Genomic DNA, 23,367 nt, shown 5'->3' on the forward strand with positions numbered 1-23,367 from the left:
ATGAGTTATAGTTTTCAAACTCAACAAAAAGGCTTATCTCTCGTTGAACTCATGATTGCGTTAGCGTTGGGGCTAATGATAATGCTGGGTGTTCTTCAAATCTTCGATGGAAACCTGGCAAGTTCAAAGTTGCAGACTGCGTTTGCACGAGTCCAGGAAAGCGGCCGTATCGCTACTGAAATGATGGCGAGAGATATCCGAATGGCGGATAGCTGGGGGTGTATGCGTGATTTAACAAAAATTAGAGACCATCTCGATAAGTCAGATAAAGATTACGCAAATTTCGCTCCAAATAATCCCTTTGAATCTCATGGGGTATCAGGAAAAGATAATGTCGCTGCCGGCACTACAATTAACTCAATCGAGGTTGTAGCTGGTACCGATACGTTAACCTTAAAAGGGGCGCACTCGCTATCAAGTACACGAATTGTTCCTCCCTACATGACTCCAAACGCAGCAACAATTCATCTTAATAAAGGAAATAAAATAGATATTGGGCAAATTGTTCTTATAACTGACTGTAATGGTGGAGACCTTTTTTCCAATACGGCTACAAATACAAAAGATAGTGGTAGCTTGGTGCATAATACCGGATCTATATCAAATTCAGATGCACCTAATGCAATTGATAATTCAATTAAAGATATGTCTCATACATATGACTCTACTGCGCAAATTCTAGTGCCGGTAACAAAGTCATATTTTGTGGGTAAGAACAGTGCAGGCTCAAATTCTCTATATCGATCTGTAGATGGAAGGGCGAGTGAAATTGTCAGGAATGTAACAGATCTTCAGTTTAAGTATGGCGTTGACTCAAATTACTTGTCACATGTTGAACATTTTATGGATAAAGTCGTTGATACGTATACTGATGCAGCCGGTGACGCGACAATGGATAAAGTTATATCGGTCCGATTTGTTCTAACCGTTGAAAATGATGAAGGCATTGACGGGGATAAGGTGACTAAAGTGTTCTCGGCAACCGCTAATGTAAGAAATAGGACTTTGTAGGAGGCAGTTATGATGAGTGTTTATAGAAGGCAATCAGGTGCTGCTTTGATCGTTAGTCTTATTATATTGATAGTGTTGACGGTCATCGCATTGCAAGGAGGGCGCTCTGTTGTAATGCAGGAAAAGATGACGGCTGCAGTCAGAGATGGGCATATTGCGCTTCAGATTGCTGAAGCAGGCGTACTTGATGCGCAAGTATTCATTCAAAATGATGTAAATAATCTTTCTGATTACAACGAAACTGGTACTGGTGGGTTGTATAGCTTGGGTACTGGGCCGGTAGATGCATGGTCTGAAAGTGTTTGGTCCGACTCTACCAAACTGAAGACTGCTGCTACATCAATAGAAGGTAAGGTGGCGCAATATTACATTGAGTATATGGGGCGTATTAAAACGGAAGATGATGATAATGGATCGATGAATTTGTATAACTATGGACAAACCACTGGAGAGGGGGAGGTTGATGCATTTAAAGTTGTTTCCCGCTCTTTGGGAAAAAGTGGGAATTCTGAGAGAATTCTAACGGCTCTTTTTGGTAAGCGCATATAACAGGCAATGAGGAGATGTTGTAATGTGTAATAAATATTTAAATAGACTTCTGTATAGCGCCTTGGGATTTTTGCTTGTCGCACCAAGTGCTTCATTTGCGACCAAATTGGGTTTGCCAGATAATCCGCTAGTTGTATCTTCTCGGCTAAATCCTAATCTTATGATGCTGCTTGACAGCTCAGGATCGATGCAGAATGTTGTAATGGATGCGCCTTTTGATGCAGCTAGCTTTAGCTATAACTGCACAAGAGGACATCGAATAGGTGACGAATACTACATTGACGTTATAATAGACAGATCAAACGGCGAGGCTGGTATCTATATAAGCGGTAATCGTTATACGTTTGGTACTGGTAGTGGAGAATATTGCTTCGATAACTCGAAGACCTACTCGGCGGAATTGTACGCGGACTACTCTAACTCAAATTGGTATTGGGCTAGCGGAACTTATGGGTACGGACGGTATAGCGGTCAGTATTTGAACTGGTATTTTTCTGACGGAAGTGGAAACCCTGACCGCTTTCGTGTTGGCTCTAATGTGCAAAGGAAAAAGCCATCTGCGAAAAGGCGAGTTGAAGTGATGCAGGAGGCTGCAAAAGCACTCGTTAACTCTATGGAAGATATACGCGTTGGCTTGGCCAAATTTGATGGAAGTGCAGGAGCATCTATTCTTACCAATATCGGCGACATAAAATCAAATAAGTCAAACTTGATCAGTGGTATAGATTCTATAAGTGCAGGTGGTTCGACTCCGTTAGCGGAAGCGTTTCAGGAGCTCGGCCGTTATTTTTCATATGGCACCAAGAATACTAATATAACGATACATCCCGGTGTTACAGGAAAGGAGAAAGAGGTCGCTCTTACCTCCGTATTTCCAGATCAGCCGAGCTTCGCATCCGGTTTAAAGGCTCCATCGAATGTTGTTCAAGGTTGGTGTCAGTCAAACTACATAATGGCACTGACTGACGGTCAGCCTACCAATGACTATAACGATGTTTCTTCATACCTCCGTGACTATGATGGAGACTGTACCCCAGCTAATGGGTGTAATGGATCGGGTACAGGGAGTAGCGATCGAGACAAAAAAAGTACAACCGGCTATACATATGATCCAAACGGTTCCGACTACATGGATGACGTCATTCTAGCCTTATATGACATTGACTTTCGTACAGATTTATCAGAGGACGCTTCGGTTAAAGAAAAGCAGACTAAGAACAATATCCGCACGTTCTTAATAGGGTTCGCTGAAACTGGTCTGGCTGGTGATCAATTAATGGCTGACGCCGCAAAGGCAAGCAATAATGGCACCCCTTATAATGCACTGAATAGCTCAGAGCTTGCGGAAGATTTTGAGGACATTATCAAGACAGTCAAATCTGAGGAAGCTGCAGTTGGCTCTGTTGCTTTCAACTCTAGTCAATTAAGCTCAGATAGTGCAGTTTTTCAGGCGAAGTTTACAACAGGAACCTGGACTGGCTTGCTACAAGCATATCCTTTAAATGGAGATGGTTCTTTTGAAACAGAAACTGATGCAGATGGGAATGTTTCGCTAAAAGTGGCATGGGAAGCTGGCGCCCTCTTAAACTCTACAACAGCTTCCGCACGTAACATTTTTTCTTTTAATGGTAATGCCGGAGTGCGCGATGGAGTAGCGTTTAAGACCTTTGCTGATCTAAGCGACACTATGAAAGCTGATTTATATATGGGCGTTGATATAGATGGCGATGGGAACTCTACAAATGATGCAGATGATGCGCAGTCTCTTTTAAACTATATAAGAGGCGATGATGCCAATAAAGGCGCGGCGACTAATAAGTATCGTTCAAGAAGTGGTAAGTTGGGGGATCTGGTAAACTCTACCCCCGTTTACGTTGGTGTTCCTCAAATGGATTGGCCCGATAATACCGGAGTTGCTAATACTAAGTTTGGAACTGTGGACAAGAAGTATTCAAGCTTTAAATCCAGTACTAAGAGAGATGAGGTTCTATACGTAGGTGCAAATGATGGGATGCTGCACGGGTTTAATGCTTCACTAACAAATACAAATAAAGGAAAAGAAGTTTTTGCGTATATTCCCGAGGCGATAGCTTCTACATCGGGAACAGCCGGACTACATTATTTGGCGAGTCAGGATTATGTTCATAAGTTTTATGTTGATTTAACTCCAGCAGTAAACGATATATTTATTGATTCAACTTCGCCTGTATCAAGCGCTAGTAGAGACTGGCGTACTGTACTAATAGGTGGACTTCGAGCTGGAGGGAGAGGGTATTTTGCTTTAGATGTAACTGATCCTTCTAAATATTCAAACGCAAATAATGCTAGCGATATCGTGCTCTGGGAGTTCACCAACAAGGATGACGCGGACCTTGGGTACACATATAGCACGCCTACTATTGCTATGATGCAAAACGGAAAGTGGGCGGCTATATTTGGTAATGGTTATAATAGTGATGCTGAAAAGGCAAAGCTTTTTATTGTATTTATTGAAGAAGGTGTGGATGGCACTTGGAGCGCGGGAGACTACGTAAAGATAGAGACTGATAACACATTGGACTCTAACGGATTGTCTACTCCACGAGCGGTCGATGTCGATGGGGACAAAGTGGTTGATAGAATTTATGCTGGCGACTTACGCGGAAATATGTGGGTATTTGATGTAACGGATGCTAGCGAAAAAAATTGGAAATTAGCTTATAGCGATCCTCTATTCACGGCTAAGAATGCAGCCAACGAAGAGCAAGCGATTACTAGCGCCCCACTGTTATCGGTGAACCGTAACGTAACTACCGTCGATGCAAATAGGCCGAACGCGTTGGTCTTGTTTGGAACAGGGCAATTCCTTCAACCATCGGATCTAAACTCTACTCGTGAACAGAGCTTTTATGCGGTCTGGGACTCAGGGAAATCGAAGATCAGTCGTAGCAATCTGAAGTCAAGAACTTTAACGACTGCAGGAAACCAGCGTGAAATTACAGGGGCGGATGTGAACTATAGCGGGGCTACGCCAGATTATGGGTGGTACATGGATCTTAAAGACTCCTCTTCTGCAAGCCCAATTGGAGAGAGAGTTGTTTCAGAGCCATTACTAAGACGTCAGGTTCTATTCTTCAATAGTATTATTCCGTCAAGCACGGATTGCTCTTTTGGGGGAACTGGCTGGTTAATGTCAATTGATTATGATTCTGGGAAAGCGCCTACGTTTCCGGTCTATGACGCCAATGGCGATGGCAAGATTGACTCTTCAGATTTAGGTAAAGTTGGAGAAAGGTACGTGGAAGGGTTGCCTTCTAAGTCCGGTATCCTTGGAGATATTCAATACACACCCGGAACTAAGGGAGTAATAGAGGATCGAAAAGTGGATTTAGGAGCTGGCCCTAAAGAAGGCCGTTTATTCTGGGAACAATATTTCCGTGACTAAAGAGATTTAACTATGAAAGCAAATAAGGGATTCACTCTGATCGAGCTTATGATAGTTATTGCTGTCATTGGAATTATTGCAGCTTTTGCATACCCAGCGTATCAGGACTCGATCGAAAAAAGCCGGAGGAGAGACGCGCAAGCCGCTCTCCAAGGTTTTGCTCAGGCAATGGAGCGACATTATACGGACTCTGCGTCCTATGTTGGCGCGGCAGGAACAAGTGGAGCCCCTAAGGATACAGGGGCCCCATGGATATTTCCGAATAAGTCGCCTATAGATGGCTCGCAGACTTTTTATAATTTAAAAATTGTCTCTGCAAATGCAACTGGTTATGTATTGGCTGCTGAGCCTGTGAATGGTCAGGCTGGTGATGGAATATTGGTCTTGAAGTCAACGGGCTCTCGGGGTTGGGATCGGAACAATACTGCAGGTGGCGTTGTCGGCGGACTAGGCGCCTCACCTGACGAGGTCGAGGCGGGAGAATGGTGTTGGGAAAATTCTTGCTAAACTGACTATTGAGTTGGGTATGTCCGCATACAAGGCGGACATACCCTTGGGTGTTGCTAAGAACACACCGGAGATTTATTATCGGGCAACTCAACTATCCCGTCATTGTTGGAATCTCTTGCAACAAGAGGTCTGCCGCCGCGATTAATTATTATTGCTCGAATATATTCTTTATGTTCTGTACAGAGTGTGAATGTGCCATTCTGGCGATAAGTGGTTCCATCTGGTTGATAGCGTAAATAATATTGACCGCCCCAACCCCTCCAAACTAGTTGGTAGTTCGAGTTTCTCTCCAAAACACGGTAAGTGGTCTCATCTTTATCAATTTTCTTATTCCAGTTAGAGTCAGAAAATACATATAGAGTATTATTCCAGTTATTGGAGCATGTGTTTCCATCGGATGAGGGGCATAAAGTAATTTGTTTTCCACCCGTGACGGCTTGGATACGAGTGAAGTTAATTAGACTTAGCAGCTCATTGGTAGCTGAGTTTGCCTTTATCTTCTGTATAAAGTGAGCTAACTGAGGGTAACCAAAGCCTACGGTGATAGTTAGGATAGCTATAACAGCCAAAAGCTCAATGAGGGTAAATCCCTTGCGGTGCATAATTCAGTTCCTTCTGTGTGGTTAAACCGATTCCAATCGGAAGGCGTATTATGCAGATTTTTGAGCCTTTGGCTAGTGTTTGATCAGTGAGGCTGGATTTTGCCCGGTTAGTTATAGCGTGGGAGATGGATCACTCCATCCCCAGTTTCTTCAGGCGGTAGCGTAGGGCGCGAAAGCTGATGCCCAGTTTTTTGGCGGCAGCTGTTTTATTCCATCGTGTTTCTTCAAGCGCTTTCTCAATAGCTTGCTTTTCAATGTTTTCGAGAAAGTGTTCAAGGTTGACTTTGTTCTCATCGAACTCCGGCACATCCAGCTCCATGGCGTCTGTTGAGGAGCCTTCCGTATCTGTTTTAGGCAGATGGATGTCCTCTTCGTTAATGACATCGTCTTCGCACAGGGTAAAGGCGCGCTCCATAATATTTTCGAGTTCGCGAACGTTACCTGGAAAGTAATAAGCCTCCAGTTTCTGCATCGCCGCTTTGCTAATTGAGGCGTCAGGAATTTCGCATTCATCCGCTAGTTGTTTTAGAAAATGATTGGCGAGAAGCGGAATGTCTTCTTTTCGCTGACGCAAGCTCGGGACTCTCAGCTCGATGACATTTATTCGATAAAAAAGGTCTTGGCGGAACCGGCCTTCATCTACTTCATTGTGCAAATCTTTATGAGTAGCGGACAATATGCGTACATCGATAGGAATCTCCTTTTGTTCGCCAACAGGACGAACAGCTTTTTCCTGAATCGCTCGCAGTAGTTTTACTTGCATGGTTAAAGGCAAGTCAGCAACTTCATCAAGAAAAAGCGTCCCGCCATTCGCAGCTTGGAATAACCCTACTTTATTTTCAACTGCACCAGTAAATGCCCCTTTCTTATGACCGAAAAATTCACTTTCCATTAACTCGCTGGGTATAGCGCCACAGTTGACTGGCACAAAGGGTCCTTCGCTTCGCGGCCCTTGCTCATGGATCGATTTGGCCACCATTTCCTTTCCGCTACCCGACTCGCCGCTGATATAAATCGGCGCCTGGCTGCGTGCGAGCTTTCTGATTTGTCCGCGAAGTTTATCCATGGTGGATGATTCGCCGAGCAGTTGGGTTACTTGAGGGGCTGCTTTTGGGGTGTCACTTTTTGGAAGTTTTAATGCACTGTTAACCAGCTCGCGCAGACGAGCAAGATCTACAGGTTTAGAGACAAAATCAAAGGCGCCGGCTTTTAGTGCGGAAATGGCCGTATCTATACTGCCATAAGCTGTAATCACTGCTACAGGCGTATTGGACGACTGCTTTTGGATGTGGGCGACAAGGTCGATGCCATTGCCATCCGGCATATTCATATCGGTCAGTACGAGACTGAAGCTCTCTTCGCTCAATAATTGCTTGGCTTGCGTAATATTTTCAGCCGCCCGTGTTTCTATTTGCATGCGGCTTAAAGTGATTTCCAGTAACGCGCGAATATCGGGTTCGTCGTCAACGATGAGTACTTTCTTTATCATAACTGATTGTTCTATATAGCTCGTTTCGGATGGGGAAAGGTGATGCGGAAGCAGCCGCCCCCTTCCTGTCTTGTGAGATAGTCTAATTGCGCTTGATTAGCTTCACATAGCTCTTTGGATAAGTATAAACCCAAGCCTGTCCCTTTGGGGTCAGTTGTGAAAAAAGGCTCAAATAGATGATTTAATTGCTCCTCATTGATGCCCGGACCAATATCTATTACGTCAATAAAAGCTTGCCCTGTCTCTTCAATTTCACCCACGACTAGCTTAACCCAGGAACGCGCGCTTTCCAGCTTGCTGTAGCGCAAGCCGTTGCCCACGAGATTATTGAGGATCTGATTGAGGTGATTGGGGTCAAAGCGGCCATGGATGTCGTCTTTTAAGGGTAGTATTTCAATTTCTGCGTCTCGTGTGCCGGCGGCGGTGTAGTCGCACACAAAGTCCGTGAGCCAGGGAATCAGAGTGAGCATTTGTGGTGAGCTGATTTTCCTGCGTGACAGGCTTAATACGTTCTCGATGATGCCATTCATGCGGGTGGCGTGTCGCAAAATTATCTCCGCCATTTGTTTGTCGGGAGGCGTTAACTCCTGTGACTCCAATAACAACTGTGCGGCGTGGCTGGCAGCGCCTAGCGGATTCCTGATTTCATGAGCTATACCCGCAGTGAGTCTGCCCAGTGAGGCTAATTTGAGTTGCTGAGCCTGTTGCGCGATTTTGCCTGTATCTTCGAGGAAAATGAGGATGTCCTGACCTTCTTCTTTTTGCAAAATTGCGAAATTGGCCTGTATTGGCGCTCTGATCGCCGAACCTCGAAAAGGAGTCGTTTTCTTGCTTGGATCTTCCTGCCATTCCTGTAATCGGAGTAGCAAGTCCTCGGGTAACGAGGTTAACTCATGTGTTTCATCGACGTTAAGCAAACTCTGTGCGGCCTGATTGGCCATTCTTACGCCGCCGTTCTCATCCGCGACGATAATGCCGGTTAACATTCTTTGTATGATCTGATGGTTGAGGCGCTCAAGCTCCAGAATGTTTTGCGCACGCTTACGCGCAAGGTTTTCAGTGGTTGCGATGCGTATCGACAGGTTTTTAACGAGCAATGCGGTGGCGAAGTACACGACACCTAGAATGCCAGCTCGGAAAACGTTATCTACGTCACTGTATTGTGCGACCATTCGGTATATTTCCTGGGAGACAACGCCCAGACTGGCTATGGCCGCCAGCAGCGTCCCTAACTGTCCTCGTAAAATTATATTGCCGGCGGCGACGCTGATGACCACCATATTTCCCAGGCCGCTTGAAACGCCGGTCCCGAATAAGAGCATTGCTGAGATCAAGAGTAGTTCTAAAACAACCGACACCATGGCGTGCCGTATTTCGGGACGGAACCCTGCTAAGAGTAAAAAGCCCGTAAATACGTGAATCGCCAGATAGCATATGACAGAGACTTCAAAGTAAAACGGCGATAGGTATTGGCTGACGCTGGATGGGTTTTGTAGATATAAGGCGCTCACCAGAATGATGCCCACCGTCACCCGATAGTGGTTATAAACCCGGAATAGCCGGTTGGTGGTTTGTTCTACATCGGTGCTTAAATCAGACATGCGCGAAGCCTGCAACAAAACTATCCTTGAAGAAGTGAGCTGTCTATTTAATTCGATGTTGACGGAGAAGTGTCCGGCATTGGAATTATTTCGGTATAGTGCTCAGAATTTTAATGAAAACAGTATAATGCAAACTTTCCCAATGTTTGTGTGACAGATGGTAACCAGAATGACGCAGCTTAAAGTCGCTTTCGCACAGATCGACTGTTTGGTCGGGGATATACCCGGCAACGTAGATAAAGTCATAGAGGCCGTTGAGACGGCGAAGACAAAATATAGCGCCGACTTGGTGATATTTCCTGAGTTAACTTTGACCGGCTATCCGCCCGAAGATCTGTTGCTGAGGGCTAGCTTGCAAGTCAGAGTCGAGAAAGCCTTGGAGCGGATTCTGGATTCGGTGAAGGATGTTGCTCTGGTTATTGGCTTTCCTTGGAGGGAGCAGGGCAAGCTGTTCAATTGCGCCGCCTTTATTGATGGTGGCGAAATTAAGGCGAAGTATCGTAAGAAATGTTTGCCAAATTATCAGGTGTTTGACGAGAAACGATACTTTGAGCCGGGCTCTGAAACTGTGGTTCTGCCCTGGCGAGGCTTCAATCTGGGCATTTCGATCTGTGAAGATGTGTGGGAAGAAGCCCCTATCGCTGCGACAGCTGCAGCAGGCGCTGACTTTATCGTCAATATCAATGCATCTCCCTACGATATGGCTAAGCACCAACAAAGGCGCACGCTTGTTCAGTCTCGCGCAGTGACCAATAGCGTCCCGATCCTGTATGTGAATATGATCGGCGGCCAGGATGAACTTATTTTTGATGGCGGCTCGTTCGCGGTTGATCGTCATGGAAGAGTCTGTTTCAGCGCCCCTCAATTTGAGGAAGGGATTTTTCTGCTTGAGTTAAATGACGTCATTCACGGCGAAAGCCGACAGGTCTCCGATTCTGCGCCCGCTATGACGGTGGAGGAGAGCATCTATAAAGCGTTGGTGACCGGGGTAAGGGATTATGTAAATAAGAACCGGTTCAAATCAGTCGTGATTGGTTTGTCTGGCGGCATTGACTCGGCCGTTACCTTGGCGGTTGCTGTTGATGCGATTGGCGCTGATAGAGTGAGAGCGGTGATGATGCCTTTCCGCTACACCTCCCAGATGAGTCTGGAGGACGCAGAAGCGGAAGCGAAGGCGCTGGGCGTTCAGTATGATGTAGTTCCCATTGAGCCTATCTATGATCAGTTTATGGGAGCGTTAAACCCCTTGTTTGCCGGTTTGGGTCGCGATACGACGGAAGAGAACATCCAGGCGCGAATCCGTGGCGTTATTCTGATGGGAATTTCGAATAAGACTGGCGCACTGGTGCTGACCACGGGTAATAAAAGCGAAATGGCTGTGGGCTATGCCACGCTGTATGGCGATATGGCGGGGGGCTATGACGTCCTGAAAGATGTATTTAAAACTATGGTGTTTCGCCTTGCCTGGTACCGTAATACGTTGTCTCCTGTTATTCCGGAAAGGGTTATCACGCGCCCACCATCGGCTGAGCTGGCTCCAGATCAGAAAGATGAAGACAGCTTACCTCCCTACGAAATTCTGGATGAAATATTGTCCTTATATGTTGAGCATGACATTAGCGCTGACGGTATTGTTGCGAAAGGCTTTGATAAGGAGACGGTTTATCGAGTGGTGCGTTTGGTGGACATCAACGAATATAAGCGTCGTCAGGCTCCTGTAGGAGCAAGAATCACTATGCGTGGGTTTGGGCGGGATCGTCGTTACCCGATAACTTCTGGCTGGAAGCTGGGGGAATGAGTTAGTTTTCTTGGAGACAAAAACAGAAAAGGCCGCTGATGCGGCCTTTTCTACATATGAACCAGGGCTTAGTCGCCAAGACCAAAGTCAAAATCGAAGACGCTGCTGATGTTGCGATCTTCTTCTTTGAACTCAGAGCCATTGAAGCGCATGTTGGCGTCGAAAGATTTGTAATCTGGATAACTGGTGGCGAGCAACACTAAGGCGTCATCGGCGTGACGCTGCATACCCAGATACCTGTAAAGCTCTACCATTAAAGATAACGCTTCCGGCACGACAGGCGTCTCAGGATAATTCTCGACGACGTATTGAGTGCGGGCTACTGCTGCAACGTAAGCCTGGCGACGAATGTAATAACGTGCGACATGCATTTCATACTGGGCCAAGCGTTCTTTTATCGCCAGCATGCGCTTTTCCGCGTCAGCCGCATAGGGGCTGTCTGGGAAGTTCGTGACAAGGGTGGAGAAGTCTCTGAAGGCCTCTTTCGCGCGCCCTGGATCACGGGAATTAACGTCGATGGGGAGAAATCTTGGACCTAAGCCCAAATCTGCATAATAGGCGGCCAACCCTTTGATGTAGTAGGCATAATCTACATGAGGGCTCTCAGGGTGAAGGCGGATAAACCGCTCCGCCGCAGACTCCGCTCTTTCTGGATTCAGAGAATTATAGTGGGCGTATATCAAATCGAGCTGAGCTTGCTCTGCATAGCGCCCGAATGGATGGTAAGTCTCCAGGTCTTCCAAGTGGCGCGCTGCTTCCAAAAAGTTGCCTGAGTCCAAAGCGGATTTGGCCTTGTCGTAGTATTCCTTTTCACTCAACACTTTTGGTGGGGCGGAGGCGCATGCTGTCAGCAGAAGGAAGGCCAGCATGGCAAAAAGGGCGCGAATACGATGCATATTTGAATTAAACTTCACTAATTTCATGGAATAGAGCAGTCTTGCGCAGCAAGGCTTTCGTGAATATTGGCGCGCCATTATTCCACAACCATAGTTTTGACAACACCCCACAGCCGACGGATTTAATTTATGAGTCATCGCATACAACAGTCATTGATTGTTCCCGCTGAGCTTGGCGAGCAGCGGTTGGATATGGCTGCAAGCGAGCTAATGCCTGAATATTCAAGGTCTAGGATACAGAGTTGGATTAAGCAGGGAGCCCTGCGCGTCAATGGAAAGCAGGTTAAACCTAAAGAAAAGGTAATTGAAGGCGACCAGATTGAGCTGGATGTTGAATTGGAAGCGCAAGGTGACTGGGAAGCGCAGCCAATTGAGCTGGATATCGTTTTCGAAGACGAGCACCTCCTGGTTATTAATAAACAAGCGGACTTCGTCGTTCATCCTGCTGCGGGCCATAGCGACGGAACGGTGGTTAACGCAGTTTTACATCACTGTCCCGCATTGGCGGAACTTCCCCGCGCAGGCATTGTGCATCGACTGGACAAAGATACGACAGGATTGATGGTCATTGCGAAAACGCTTGTTGCGCACAGTTCTCTCGTCGAGCAGCTGCAGGCAAGAGAAATGGGAAGGGAGTATGAGGCTGTGGTATACGGCGAGTTAACTGGCGGAGGGATGGTTGACGCTGCGATTGGCAGGCATCCGCAGAGTCGCCAGAAGATGGCGGTGACCCGTGGGGGGAAAGACGCGGTGACTCATTACAGGCTGATACGACGCTGGCGGGGCTTTACCCATTTGAGGCTGAAGCTGGAGACTGGGCGAACGCATCAAATTCGAGTGCATATGGCGCATGTTAACCACGCTATATTAGGCGACCCGCTGTATGGGGGGCGCCCACGCCTTCCGAAAGGACTGTCATCGGAAACTATAGAATATCTACATTCTTTTGGCAGGCAGGCCTTGCATGCGAAAGCGCTTGAGCTATCGCACCCAACAACTGGTGAGGTGCTGAGTTGGGAGGTGGACTTGCCCGAGGACATGAAAAGCCTGCTAAACCGCTTGGATATGGAAGAAGAGGATGCTGCATAGATGGATGTCGCTGGACTGCAGTTGATTCAACCTGATTGGCCAGTTCCTGCCAATGTCAGAGCGCTGGTCACGACGAGAGCGGGCGGAGCCAGTCAGCGGGAATTCGCCAGCATGAACCTTGGTGGTCATGTTGGGGACGATGCAAATGCAGTCGAGATTAACAGGCGTCTTCTAGCTGCGGATGCGAACTTGCCTGCTGACCGCTTTCATTGGTTAGAGCAGGTGCATGGCGTCGATGTGGCTGTGTTGAATGGTATTGGGTCTCCCCAGCCACTTACTGCGGATGCTGCGTTTACTGTTCAGTCGCAGCAGGCATGTTGCATCCTGACAGCGGACTGTCTTCCCGTTCTATTCGCGGCTGCTGACGGCTCTGCAGTGGCTGCGGCTCACGCGGGATGGCGGGGGCTGGCCGCTGGGGTGTTGGAAAATACAGCCAAATGCTTTAGTAAACGGACTGAATTGCTGGTTTGGCTAGGTCCTGCGATCAGTCAGGCGGCTTTCGAAGTCGGCCAGGAGGTGATGGATGCTTTTGTCGCGCAAGAACCAGAGTCTGCAACTTGCTTTATCCCTTCATCGTCTAACGCTGGTAAATGGCATGCGGACTTATACGCTCTGGCTCGGCTTAGGTTGCACAGACTTGGAGTTGCACAAATCTTTGGCGGCGACTATTGCACCTATACGGATTCAGGCAGGTTTTTCTCCTATCGCAGAGATGGCGTGACGGGACGCATGGCGTCAACTATTTGGCTCGACTCTTCTTCTTAGGATTATGGCTTGAGATAGGTCAATATCCAGTTCACTTTCTTTCTCTTCTTAGCGCACAGCCTTGAAGCTTTCAGAGCATGGCCCCACATTTTCGGTAATTGAAACTGCGTCATAGTGCACGCGGATAACATCGGAATTTTGGGGTAATGCAGATGCGATTTGATAAATTCACCAGCCGTCTCCAGATGGCGATATCAGAAGCCCAGTCGCTTGCCTTGGGTAAAGATCATAACTTCATAGAGCCTGTACACCTGTTTCAATCACTGTTGAACCAGTCTGGAGGCTCTACGGCGCCGCTGTTACAGCAGGCCGGTGTTGACGTGGTTCGCTTTAAATCCATGTTGGCGCAGGAACTGGATAAGCTGCCACAAGTCCAGGGCTCTGACGCGGATGTTCATTTATCCAACGACTTAGGGCGGCTGTTGAATCTGGCGGACAAGCTGGCGCAGAAACGTAGCGATCAGTTTATTTCCAGTGAGTTGGTGCTTCTGGCGGCGATAGACGATCGGGGTGTCGTAGGAAGGCTGCTAAAAGAGTGCGGCGCTGATAAACAAAGTTTGGAGAGGGCGATAGAAACTATGCGTGGCGGTGAAAAAGTACAAGACCAAGGTGCGGAAGAGAGCCGTCAGGCGCTTGATCGCTTCACTATCGACCTTACCGCCCGTGCGACGGAAGGCAAATTGGACCCTGTTATTGGCAGGGACGATGAAATCCGCAGAACGATCCAGGTATTGCAGCGCCGCCGCAAAAATAACCCTGTTCTAATCGGTGAGCCCGGCGTGGGTAAAACCGCGATTGTTGAAGGACTTGCGCAACGTATCGTGAACGGTGAAGTCCCTGAAGGGCTGAAAAATAAGCGTGTACTGGCTCTGGATATGGGGGCTTTGATAGCGGGGGCCAAATTCCGCGGCGAGTTTGAGGAGCGCCTGAAGGGGGTGCTTAACGAGCTTGCGAAGCAAGAAGGGCAGATTATCTTATTCATTGATGAGCTCCATACCATGGTTGGCGCGGGTAAGGCGGAGGGCGCGATGGATGCGGGCAATATGTTAAAGCCTGCGTTGGCCCGCGGCGAGCTGCATTGTGTCGGAGCCACCACATTGGATGAATACCGTGAGTTCATTGAAAAGGACGCCGCTTTGGAGCGTCGCTTTCAAAAAGTGTTGGTGGATGAACCGAATGTTGAGGACACCATTGCGATATTGAGAGGTTTGAAGGAACGTTACGAAGTTCACCATGGCGTTGAAATCACTGACAGCGCCATTATCGCTGCGGCGAAGTTGTCGCATCGCTACATTGCAGATCGTCAGCTGCCTGACAAAGCTATAGATTTGGTCGACGAAGCCGCCAGTCAGATCCGGATGGAGATAGATTCCAAACCCGAGCCGCTGGATCGACTAGAGCGCCGCTTGATTCAGCTAAAGATGCAGCGAGAAGCACTGAAAAAAGAGAAAGATGCCGCATCCAAAAAAAGTGTGGATGAGCTGAATACGCAAATTGATGAGATGGAAAAGGAATTTGCGGATCTTGAAGAGGTGTGGAGCTCTGAGAAAGCGGCGCTACAAGGTACGCAGCAAATCAAGAGCCAGCTGGAGCAAGCCCGTGTGGACTTGGAAAATGCCCGCAGACAGGGCGACCTGACTAGAATGTCGGAGCTTCAATATGGGCGGATTCCTGAACTGGAGAAGCAGCTGGATATGGCGAGCCAAGCCGAAATGCTGGAAATGCGCTTGCTACGCAATAAGGTTTCTGAAGAGGAAATTGCCGAAATAGTCTCCAAATGGACCGGTATTCCTGTCGCCAAAATGCTTGAGGGCGAGCGTGAGAAACTGTTGCGCATGGAAGAAGCATTGCATCAGCGCGTTATCGGGCAAGACGAGGCTGTCGTTGCGGTCGCCAATGCTGTGCGTCGCTCAAGAGCCGGCCTTAGCGATCCTAATCGCCCGAACGGTTCATTCCTGTTTTTGGGGCCGACAGGAGTCGGTAAAACAGAGCTTTGCAAGTCCCTGGCGAGCTTCTTGTTTGACACTGAAGAAGCGATGGTGCGCATCGATATGTCGGAGTTTATGGAGAAGCATTCCGTCGCTAGATTAATTGGCGCTCCTCCTGGCTATGTGGGCTATGAAGAGGGAGGGTACCTGACTGAAGCCGTCAGACGTAAGCCATACTCTGTATTGCTTTTGGATGAAGTAGAAAAGGCGCATCTTGACGTATTCAATATTCTGCTGCAAGTGTTGGAAGATGGTCGCCTGACGGATGGACAGGGGCGTACTGTAGACTTCCGCAATACAGTCATTGTTATGACTTCTAATCTGGGGTCTGACCTGATTCAGGCGATGGGCGGACAGGATGAAAACTACGACGAAATAAAAGATGCCGTGTTGGAAGTGGTTGGCAGGCATTTCCGTCCAGAGTTCATTAACCGAATCGACGAAGTGGTCGTCTTCCATCCGTTGACCGCTGAACAGATTCGCGGCATTGCCCTGATACAGCTGGAAATCTTGAATCGCCGCTTGCAAGAGCAGGACCTTAAAGTTGAACTGAGCGCCGAAGCTATGGCGACGCTGGCGGAAGTTGGCTTTGACCCTATCTATGGAGCCCGCCCGCTGAAACGGGCGATACAGCAACGAGTAGAGAACCCATTAGCACAATCGATTCTTAATGGTGAGTTTCAGCGTGGGGATACGATTGGGGCGGAAGTGAAAAATGGTAAGCTGATGTTCAGTAGAAAATAGCTCGATATTCAGCGAGGGTGAGGAGGGCTTATTGCCCTCCGCATTCCTTATCGACACGGGCCTGCGTGTCTTTACGTTGTTGTAAGATTTCTTCGGGGGTCATAAACCGCTCAGTGCCATCTTCCTGCTTTTGGCGAATACGCGCTGAATTATTCAAAGTTTCTAAGTTTGATTTAAGCGTTTTGCAGATTTCTTTTTGTTCTTCAGCTGCGACAGCATTTTCACTAGCTTGCTGTTCTCGCAGGCGCTCCAATTCTTGTTGGTCATTTAGCTTTTGATCTTGGTCTTGCAGAGATTGTCTATCTTTTGTTTGGGAGCCTGTCTGTACATTAATCTCTGAACTGGCTTTAAAATCTGGCTTTTTGTCAGAATAGTGAATAACGCCATTCTCATCGGTCCACTTATAAACGCCGCTGGCAAAGGACAGAGAGCTGATACTTAACAGAAAAATAGAAAAGATGGCTGTACGCATAAAATCAAGGATCTCCAAGCCACTGAAATTCATAAACAACAGAGAGTACATAATACCGGAAAGATAGATGAAAGCGCAGCGTTGGTAAAGCCGCGGGAGCCTTGAATTGCGCATTTTCTATTGACAGAGACGGATGGGATGTCAGAATTGTCGATTGCTCGAACATCGACGTAACTTTTACGGCAAAACCAACAAAGCTACGAACGATCATGACCACACGATATCTGCAGACCACAGACTCCTAACACCAGGAGCAGTCTTTGAGTAAATGCCCAACAGGCATGTGTGAGCAAGTCAAGAGATAACCTCTCGCGATAAACAGCTAGTGTGGCGGCGTCCACCATATGTATCCTTTTGGGTCTATATTTGAGTGGAAGTTATTAGCAACCAGCCCTAATTCGCGCTGACGCATTCTGCGCGTATTAAGAGAGGAAGACGTGACGGCAGAAATGTTATCCGGCGCCGATATGATCGTGCGCTTTCTGCAAGACGAGGGTATCGAATACATATACGGATATCCTGGCGGTGCGGTGCTTCATATATATGACGCACTGTTTCGCCAAAATAAAGTAAAGCATATCCTGGTGAGACATGAGCAAGCAGCCGCTCATATGGCGGATGGTTATGCTCGGGCGACAGGCAAGCCAGGCGTTGTTCTGGTGACTTCAGGTCCTGGCGCCACCAATACTGTGACAGGCATTGCAACCGCCTACATGGATTCAATTCCTATGGTGGTGTTGTGCGGGCAGGTTCCTTCCACGCTTATTGGCGAAGATGCTTTTCAGGAGACTGACATGATGGGCGTTTCTCGTCCTGTCGTGAAGCATAACCTGAGCGTCAGAGACCCTAGCGAAATCCCCGTCGTATTGAAAAAAGCCTTCTATCTGGCCTCTACTGGTCGTCCTGGACCGGTTGTAGTCGATATTCCTAAGGATATGACTACGCCTAACGAGAGGTACGAGTACGTATACCCCAAAAAGGTGAAAATGCGTTCATACAGTCCGCCTACCCGTGGGCATGCAGGGCAGATTAGAAAAGCTGTAGATATGATGTTGGCGGCGAAACGCCCCATCATATATGCAGGCGGTGGTATCGTTTTGGGGCATGCCTCAAAAGAGTTGGTTGATCTGTCGCACCAGTTGAATTTTCCCGTCACCACTACTTTGATGGGCATTGGCGGATTTCCTGCGGATGACAAGCATAGCCTTGGCTGGCTTGGAATGCACGGTAGCTATGAATCTAACATGGCTATGCACCATAGCGACTTGATTGTGGCTGTCGGCGCGCGATTTGATGATCGCGTCACCAATGCGACGGAAAAATTCTGTCCTGGCGCCAAGATTATCCATGTAGATATCGATCCAGCATCTATCTCAAAAACCGTTCAGGTCGATGTTCCTATTGTCGGACCAGCCGTTTCCGTATTGCGCGATATGATTGCGTTTGTGAAAGAGGACAACTCACGTCCAGATAAAGAAGCGCTATCGTCATGGTGGAAACAGATTAATGAATGGCGCGCCTACCACGGTGGACGCTATCGCACTGACGACAGCGAGATGCTCAAGCCGCAGCAGGTAATTGAAATGCTGTGCAAGATCACGGGAGGCAATGCCTATGTCACCACTGACGTTGGCCAGCACCAGATGTTTACTGCGCAGTATTACCGCTTCAATAAACCCAATCGCTGGATTAACTCTGGCGGCCTGGGAACCATGGGATTCGGTTTGCCTGCGGCGATGGGCGTCAAGCTGAGCTTTCCTGAAGAAGAGGTCGTGTGCGTGACGGGTGAGGGCAGTATTCAAATGAATATTCAAGAGCTCTCAACCTGCAAACAGTTCAATCTTCCGATAAAGATTATCAACCTGAACAACCGCTCCTTGGGAATGGTTCGTCAGTGGCAGGACATGAATTACGAGGCGCGTCATTCACAGTCCTATATGGAGTCTTTGCCGGACTTCATGGCGTTGGCGGAAGCTTATGGGCATGTCGGGATTACCATTCGTAAGCCGGAAGAACTAGAGGAAGGTTTAAGAAAAGCTTTCGCAATGAAAGACCGTCTGGTGTTTGTCGATATATATGTTGACCCTCATGAGCACGTTTACCCGATGCAGGTGGCGCGTGGCGCAATGAAAGACATGTGGCTAAGCAAAACGGAGAGGGTGTAAACGGCATGCGTCGAATCATATCAATGCTATTGGAGAATGAGCCTGGCGCGCTGTCCCGAGTGGTAGGACTGTTTTCGCAACGGAATTACAACATTGAAACGCTGACGGTGGCTCCAACAGAGGACCCAACACTTTCCAGGTTGACTGTCACCACAATTGGCTCCGATCGGGTCATTGAGCAGATTACCAAGCAACTTAACAAGTTGGTTGAAGTCGTGAAGGTGGTCGATCTGACAGAAGGCGCCCATATTGAACGCGAGCTGATGTTGATCAAGCTGAAAGCGAGTGGCGCATTAAGGGCCGAAATAAAGAGAACGGCTGATATCTTCCGGGGACAGATTGTTGACGTGTCCAGTACGGTCTATACCGTTCAATTAACCGGAGATAGTGACAAATTAGATGCTTTTATCCAGGCGATTGGGAAGAGCAGCGTGTTAGAAGTCGTGCGCAGCGGGGTTTCCGGTATTGCGCGCGGTGAAAAAACATTATCAGTTTAACGAGTAAGGGCGCGAGCGCGCACAGAAATAGGTGAATAAAATGCAAGTTTATTACGATAAAGATTGTGACCTTTCCATCATCCAAGGCAAGAAAGTTGCAGTTATTGGCTACGGCTCTCAAGGTCATGCGCATGCTAATAACCTGAAGGACTCCGGTGTTGATGTATGCGTTGGTTTACGTAAGGGTTCCGGTTCCTGGGCCAAAGCTGAAAACGCAGGACTTGCAGTTAAGGAAGTGGCGGAAGCTGTCGCTGGCGCAGATGTCGTAATGATTCTGACACCAGACGAGTTCCAGTCGAAACTATACAAGTCAGAAATCGAGCCGAATCTTAAGAGTGGCGCAACGCTGGCGTTTGCTCATGGTTTCAGTATTCATTACAACCAAATCGTGCCGCGCGCAGATCTGGATGTCATTATGATCGCCCCCAAGGCTCCAGGGCATACAGTTCGCTCTGAGTTCGTAAAAGGCGGCGGCATTCCTGATCTGATCGCTATTTTCCAGGACGCTTCTGGTTCAGCGAAAGACTTGGCTCTTTCCTATGCGAGCGGTGTTGGTGGGGGGCGTACCGGTATCATCGAAACTACCTTCAAAGATGAAACCGAAACTGACCTGTTTGGTGAGCAAGCTGTGCTGTGCGGTGGCGCTGTAGAGTTGGTGAAAGCTGGTTTCGAAACGCTGGTTGAAGCAGGTTATGCGCCAGAGATGGCGTACTTCGAGTGTCTGCATGAGTTGAAGCTTATTGTTGACCTGATGTACGAAGGCGGTATCGCCAACATGAACTACTCCATTTCCAACAATGCGGAATATGGTGAGTATGTCACTGGTCCTGAGGTTATCAATGATCAGTCCAGAGCGGCTATGCGCAATGCGCTGAAACGCATCCAGGATGGCGAATACGCCAAAATGTTCATCGCTGAAGGCGCTCATAACTACCCATCAATGACCGCTTATCGTCGTAATAACGCAGCTCACCCTATCGAGCAAGTGGGCGAAAAGCTGCGTAGCATGATGCCTTGGATCGCGTCGAATAAAATCGTAGATAAGTCCAAAAACTAATCGGCGATAATGCCACAGACCTGAAAACGCGGCGTATGCCGCGTTTTTTTTGGGGCTGGTTGTCTAATCCTGCTCTCATGTATAGTTGTTTGCTCTATTGGAAATTATTGAGTGATATATGACCTCTTCAAACTCTAAAAAAGAAGTCGAGCTTGCTGACATCAAGGCTGATGCTTCCCGCAAAAAAGATGAAACCGTTGCTGGTGCTGAAGTCGTTGAAGAAGAAGTTGTTGGTGGGGCCAAGGTGCGGCGGAGAGGGGTATACCTGTTGCCCAATCTTTTTACTACAGGATCCTTGTTTTCAGGCTTTTACGCTATTGTCGCCGCAATGCATGGAAACTTTGAGAATGCCGCTATTGCGATATTCATTTGTATGATTCTCGATGGCTTGGACGGGCGAGTGGCGCGCCTGACTAACACGCAAAGCGCGTTCGGCGCCGAATACGACAGTTTGGCTGATATGGTGGCCTTTGGTGTGGCCCCTGCGCTAGTGGCCTTCACGTGGACATTGTCTGACCTTGGAAAGATCGGCTGGGTCGCTGCTTTTATATACGTGGCCGGCGCAGCATTGCGATTGGCCAGATTTAATACCCAAATAGGGTCAGTGGATAAAAAGTATTTTGTTGGTTTGCCCAGCCCCTCTGCTGCGGCAGTCGTTGCAGGAACGGTTTGGACGTTGCACACACTGGAGCATTCCATTTGGCTGTCATACGGCGCAGTGCTGATTGTCGCTGGCGCGGGCGTGCTGATGGTCAGCAACATTCTCTTTTATAGCTTTAAGGAATTCGACCTCAAGGGACGAGTGCCTTTTGTCGCCATACTGGTCGTTGTATTAATCTACGCGGTCATTGCCACGGCTCCTGCGCAAGTGTTGTTGGGTGGTTTTTTGCTGTACACCGTTTCAGGACCATTCCAGGCGCTGCAGCGCTGGAGAAAAAAGAAACGGCAGGCCAGTTGAATTTTTTCTGATCCCTGCGGTCTAACCTTGGTGTGAATTAATGATTTAGTTGTTACACCTTGTTGGAAGGACCGCTTCAATGCTCATCAAAACCTCTTCAGACATTCCCTCATCAGAGATAACCGACGAAAAAGTCTACCTGTCACGCCGTAGTTTTATGAGGGGCGTGGCGGTTGCGGCGGTATCAAGCTCCGCTGCTGGGTCACTCATTGGTTGCACGAGTTCTGCGAGTGCGGCGGTTACTCCTTCAAGACAAGCATGGGAACAGTTGGTGGCCCCCCAGTTTCAAAATATTAAAGCTGGGCCTTTCAGCACTACTGAGGAGCAAACTCCCTACGAAGACATTCTTCGCTACAACAACTTTTATGAGTTTGGCACTGATAAAACTGATCCGTCCAGATATGCGGAGCAGTTGGATATTCAGCCATGGTCTATCAAAGTAGATGGCGAATGCGGAAAGCCCGGAAGCTATCAACTTGAAGACCTTGTCAAAGAAAGTCAGCTGGAAGAGCGTGTGTATCGTCTGCGCTGTGTCGAGGCATGGTCTATGGTGATTCCTTGGGTGGGAATACCCATGGCGACTATTCTGAAAAAGTTTGAGCCTAATTCTAATGCGAAGTATGTCGCTTTTGAGGCGGTGGTCAGACCAGAGCAAATGCCGGGGCAGCGCTCACTGTTCAGCAGCATTGAGTGGCCTTATAGAGAAGGGTTGAGAATTGACGAGGCAATGCATCCTCTTACCCTGGCTGCAGTTGGTCTTTACGGCAAAATCCTCCCTAATCAAAACGGCGCCCCGATACGCTTGGTGACGCCATGGAAATACGGCTTTAAAAGTATTAAGTCGATAGTTGGGATTAAGTTCATGAGGGATGAGCCGTATACAACGTGGAATGCTTTAGCTCCCAATGAGTATGGCTTTTACGCCAACGTAAATCCCAGTGTTGATCATCCCCGCTGGAGTCAGAAGAGTGAGCGGCGTTTACCTGGAGGCCTCTTTGGCCCTAAACGCATAGATACCCTAATGTTCAATGGCTATGCGGATGAGGTTGCGAGTCTTTATACGGGCTTGGATCTAAGGAAGAATTACTAATATGGCGGCGGATAAGTGGGGCATTGCCCGCTGGTGGGGAATATTTTTAGTGTCTCTAGGGCCGCTAGCGTATTTGATCTATCGGATTGTATCCCGAGACTTAGGGCCGGATCCCGGCGAAGCGATTACGCGTTTTTCAGGCCTTTGGGCTTTGAACTTCCTGTTGATAACGCTTGCGGTCACTCCAGTAAATCAATGGTTAAAGCTGCGTTGGTTGGTTCGCTTTCGAAGAATGCTGGGGCTCTATTCCTGGTTCTATGCGACATTGCACTTTACTGCGGGGTTTTTGCTGGTGCTGGACATTCAAAACTTTGTCCAAGAAATAACTAAACGTCCTTATATAACAGTAGGCTTTGTGGCTTTTGTGATTTTGGTGATGCTTGCTGCGACATCTCCTAAACTCATGGTCCGTAAATTAGGAAGAAACTGGAAGAAGTTACACAAGCTGGTTTATCTAAGTGGCGTTCTCGCGGTTGTACACTTTATTTGGCTGGCTAGAGCTGATTACACTGAGCCATTTACGTATGCATTTATATTGGCATTGCTTCTCGTGATGCGCCCAGCCTATCGCCGTTTTGGCTCCGCCAGCAGAGCGCGAGGAACCGCGCTTAATTGATTGATTTGTATGCAGTGATGCGATCCTTAAGTTTTTTGGAAGAAAA

19 protein-coding genes are annotated in these 23,367 nt (G+C 48.0%); 14 read left to right on the forward strand and 5 right to left on the reverse strand.

Annotated features, from left to right (window positions below):
* From ONV78_RS21770 to ONV78_RS21785, 4 genes are read left to right on the forward strand one after another with little or no spacing between them, the layout of a single operon-like run.
* Positions 1–1,011 (forward strand): PilW family protein, encoded by a 1,011-nt coding sequence (locus tag ONV78_RS21770; protein ID WP_279506332.1) that lies wholly within the window; start codon positions 1–3, stop codon positions 1,009–1,011.
* 9 nt (positions 1,012–1,020) lie between these two features.
* Positions 1,021–1,560 (forward strand): PilX N-terminal domain-containing pilus assembly protein, encoded by a 540-nt coding sequence (locus tag ONV78_RS21775; protein WP_279506334.1) that lies wholly within the window; start codon positions 1,021–1,023, stop codon positions 1,558–1,560.
* Between the two features lie 22 nt (positions 1,561–1,582).
* Positions 1,583–4,984, forward strand: coding sequence for a PilC/PilY family type IV pilus protein (locus ONV78_RS21780; RefSeq protein ID WP_279506336.1), 3,402 nt, complete (start codon positions 1,583–1,585; stop codon positions 4,982–4,984).
* A gap of 12 nt (positions 4,985–4,996) precedes the next feature.
* Positions 4,997–5,491 (forward strand): type IV pilin protein, encoded by a 495-nt coding sequence (locus ONV78_RS21785; RefSeq protein ID WP_279506338.1) that lies wholly within the window; start codon positions 4,997–4,999, stop codon positions 5,489–5,491.
* 56 nt (positions 5,492–5,547) lie between these two features.
* Here the strand turns inward: ONV78_RS21785 and ONV78_RS21790 are convergent, their stop codons facing one another.
* The 3 genes from ONV78_RS21790 to ONV78_RS21800 form a co-directional block, all read right to left on the reverse strand.
* Positions 5,548–6,096 carry a GspH/FimT family pseudopilin gene (locus ONV78_RS21790; protein ID WP_279506339.1) on the reverse strand — a complete coding sequence of 183 codons (549 nt, stop codon included), beginning with the start codon at positions 6,094–6,096 and terminating at the stop codon, positions 5,548–5,550.
* A gap of 130 nt (positions 6,097–6,226) precedes the next feature.
* On the reverse strand, positions 6,227–7,585 hold the full coding sequence (locus tag ONV78_RS21795; protein ID WP_279506340.1) for a sigma-54 dependent transcriptional regulator: 1,359 nt from the start codon (positions 7,583–7,585) through the stop codon (positions 6,227–6,229).
* 11 nt (positions 7,586–7,596) lie between these two features.
* Entirely contained in the window at positions 7,597–9,186 is a 1,590-nt protein-coding gene (locus tag ONV78_RS21800) for a HAMP domain-containing sensor histidine kinase (RefSeq protein WP_279506341.1), read from the reverse strand.
* Between the two features lie 169 nt (positions 9,187–9,355).
* Between ONV78_RS21800 and ONV78_RS21805 the strand changes: the two genes are divergently transcribed.
* On the forward strand, positions 9,356–10,984 hold the full coding sequence (locus ONV78_RS21805) for an NAD+ synthase (protein ID WP_279506343.1): 1,629 nt from the start codon (positions 9,356–9,358) through the stop codon (positions 10,982–10,984).
* A 68-nt stretch (positions 10,985–11,052) separates the two neighbouring features.
* Here the strand turns inward: ONV78_RS21805 and ONV78_RS21810 are convergent, their stop codons facing one another.
* On the reverse strand, positions 11,053–12,018 hold the full coding sequence (locus ONV78_RS21810) for an outer membrane protein assembly factor BamD (RefSeq protein ID WP_279506345.1): 966 nt from the start codon (positions 12,016–12,018) through the stop codon (positions 11,053–11,055).
* On the opposite strand from ONV78_RS21810, the gene rluD reads away from it, so the two are divergent.
* The 3 genes from rluD to clpB all read left to right on the forward strand — a co-directional run bounded on the left by rluD (position 12,010) and on the right by clpB (position 16,466).
* Positions 12,010–12,969 (forward strand): 23S rRNA pseudouridine(1911/1915/1917) synthase RluD, encoded by a 960-nt coding sequence (gene rluD / locus ONV78_RS21815; protein WP_279506346.1) that lies wholly within the window; start codon positions 12,010–12,012, stop codon positions 12,967–12,969. The two genes, ONV78_RS21810 and rluD, sit on opposite strands and share 9 nt — an antisense overlap.
* Complete coding sequence (pgeF, locus tag ONV78_RS21820) at positions 12,970–13,734, forward strand: peptidoglycan editing factor PgeF (protein ID WP_279506348.1); 765 nt, start codon at positions 12,970–12,972, stop codon at positions 13,732–13,734.
* 152 nt (positions 13,735–13,886) lie between these two features.
* The gene (gene clpB / locus ONV78_RS21825; protein WP_279506351.1) at positions 13,887–16,466 is read left to right on the forward strand and encodes an ATP-dependent chaperone ClpB; all 2,580 of its coding nucleotides are present in this window, start codon (positions 13,887–13,889) and stop codon (positions 16,464–16,466) included.
* Between the two features lie 28 nt (positions 16,467–16,494).
* Here the strand turns inward: clpB and ONV78_RS21830 are convergent, their stop codons facing one another.
* A complete protein-coding gene (locus ONV78_RS21830) occupies positions 16,495–16,938 on the reverse strand; it encodes a DUF4124 domain-containing protein (RefSeq protein WP_279506353.1) in 444 nt (147 codons plus the stop codon).
* Positions 16,939–17,387: 449 nt separating this feature from the next.
* Between ONV78_RS21830 and ONV78_RS21835 the strand changes: the two genes are divergently transcribed.
* The 6 genes from ONV78_RS21835 (at position 17,388) to ONV78_RS21860 (ending at position 23,321) form a co-directional block, all read left to right on the forward strand.
* A complete protein-coding gene (locus ONV78_RS21835; protein ID WP_279506371.1) occupies positions 17,388–19,103 on the forward strand; it encodes an acetolactate synthase 3 large subunit in 1,716 nt (571 codons plus the stop codon).
* Between the two features lie 5 nt (positions 19,104–19,108).
* Positions 19,109–19,600, forward strand: a complete 492-nt coding sequence (gene ilvN, locus ONV78_RS21840) for an acetolactate synthase small subunit (RefSeq protein WP_216739944.1) — start codon at positions 19,109–19,111, stop codon at positions 19,598–19,600.
* Between the two features lie 40 nt (positions 19,601–19,640).
* On the forward strand, positions 19,641–20,657 hold the full coding sequence (gene ilvC / locus ONV78_RS21845; RefSeq protein WP_279506355.1) for a ketol-acid reductoisomerase: 1,017 nt from the start codon (positions 19,641–19,643) through the stop codon (positions 20,655–20,657).
* A 118-nt stretch (positions 20,658–20,775) separates the two neighbouring features.
* Positions 20,776–21,615, forward strand: a complete 840-nt coding sequence (pssA, locus tag ONV78_RS21850) for a CDP-diacylglycerol--serine O-phosphatidyltransferase (protein ID WP_279506356.1) — start codon at positions 20,776–20,778, stop codon at positions 21,613–21,615.
* Positions 21,616–21,694: 79 nt separating this feature from the next.
* A complete protein-coding gene (gene msrP, locus ONV78_RS21855; protein WP_279506358.1) occupies positions 21,695–22,705 on the forward strand; it encodes a protein-methionine-sulfoxide reductase catalytic subunit MsrP in 1,011 nt (336 codons plus the stop codon).
* A gap of 1 nt (position 22,706) precedes the next feature.
* Positions 22,707–23,321, forward strand: a complete 615-nt coding sequence (locus ONV78_RS21860) for a sulfoxide reductase heme-binding subunit YedZ (RefSeq protein WP_279506360.1) — start codon at positions 22,707–22,709, stop codon at positions 23,319–23,321.
* The last annotated feature ends 46 nt before the right edge of the window (positions 23,322–23,367 follow it).

The organism is Hahella sp. CR1 (assembly GCF_029813005.1).
Lineage (GTDB): Bacteria > Pseudomonadota > Gammaproteobacteria > Pseudomonadales > Oleiphilaceae > Hahella.

Excerpts from the sequence above, each read along its gene's own strand:
- clpB (WP_279506351.1), top strand. The coding sequence starts at position 13,887 with ATGCGATTTGATAAATTCACCAGCCGTCTCCAGATGGCGATATCAGAA.
- pgeF (WP_279506348.1), top strand. The coding sequence starts at position 12,970 with ATGGATGTCGCTGGACTGCAGTTGATTCAACCTGATTGGCCAGTTCCT.
- ilvN (WP_216739944.1), top strand. The coding sequence starts at position 19,109 with ATGCGTCGAATCATATCAATGCTATTGGAGAATGAGCCTGGCGCGCTG.
- ilvC (WP_279506355.1), top strand. The coding sequence starts at position 19,641 with ATGCAAGTTTATTACGATAAAGATTGTGACCTTTCCATCATCCAAGGC.
- ONV78_RS21835 (WP_279506371.1), top strand. The coding sequence starts at position 17,388 with ATGTTATCCGGCGCCGATATGATCGTGCGCTTTCTGCAAGACGAGGGT.
- ONV78_RS21780 (WP_279506336.1), top strand. The coding sequence starts at position 1,583 with ATGTGTAATAAATATTTAAATAGACTTCTGTATAGCGCCTTGGGATTT.
- pssA (WP_279506356.1), top strand. The coding sequence starts at position 20,776 with ATGACCTCTTCAAACTCTAAAAAAGAAGTCGAGCTTGCTGACATCAAG.
- ONV78_RS21785 (WP_279506338.1), top strand. The coding sequence starts at position 4,997 with ATGAAAGCAAATAAGGGATTCACTCTGATCGAGCTTATGATAGTTATT.
- msrP (WP_279506358.1), top strand. The coding sequence starts at position 21,695 with ATGCTCATCAAAACCTCTTCAGACATTCCCTCATCAGAGATAACCGAC.
- ONV78_RS21830 (WP_279506353.1), bottom strand. The coding sequence starts at position 16,938 with ATGCGTACAGCCATCTTTTCTATTTTTCTGTTAAGTATCAGCTCTCTG.
- ONV78_RS21860 (WP_279506360.1), top strand. The coding sequence starts at position 22,707 with ATGGCGGCGGATAAGTGGGGCATTGCCCGCTGGTGGGGAATATTTTTA.
- ONV78_RS21805 (WP_279506343.1), top strand. The coding sequence starts at position 9,356 with ATGACGCAGCTTAAAGTCGCTTTCGCACAGATCGACTGTTTGGTCGGG.
- ONV78_RS21795 (WP_279506340.1), bottom strand. The coding sequence starts at position 7,585 with ATGATAAAGAAAGTACTCATCGTTGACGACGAACCCGATATTCGCGCG.
- ONV78_RS21790 (WP_279506339.1), bottom strand. The coding sequence starts at position 6,096 with ATGCACCGCAAGGGATTTACCCTCATTGAGCTTTTGGCTGTTATAGCT.
- ONV78_RS21810 (WP_279506345.1), bottom strand. The coding sequence starts at position 12,018 with ATGACTCATAAATTAAATCCGTCGGCTGTGGGGTGTTGTCAAAACTAT.
- rluD (WP_279506346.1), top strand. The coding sequence starts at position 12,010 with ATGAGTCATCGCATACAACAGTCATTGATTGTTCCCGCTGAGCTTGGC.
- ONV78_RS21770 (WP_279506332.1), top strand. The coding sequence starts at position 1 with ATGAGTTATAGTTTTCAAACTCAACAAAAAGGCTTATCTCTCGTTGAA.
- ONV78_RS21800 (WP_279506341.1), bottom strand. The coding sequence starts at position 9,186 with ATGTCTGATTTAAGCACCGATGTAGAACAAACCACCAACCGGCTATTC.
- ONV78_RS21775 (WP_279506334.1), top strand. The coding sequence starts at position 1,021 with ATGATGAGTGTTTATAGAAGGCAATCAGGTGCTGCTTTGATCGTTAGT.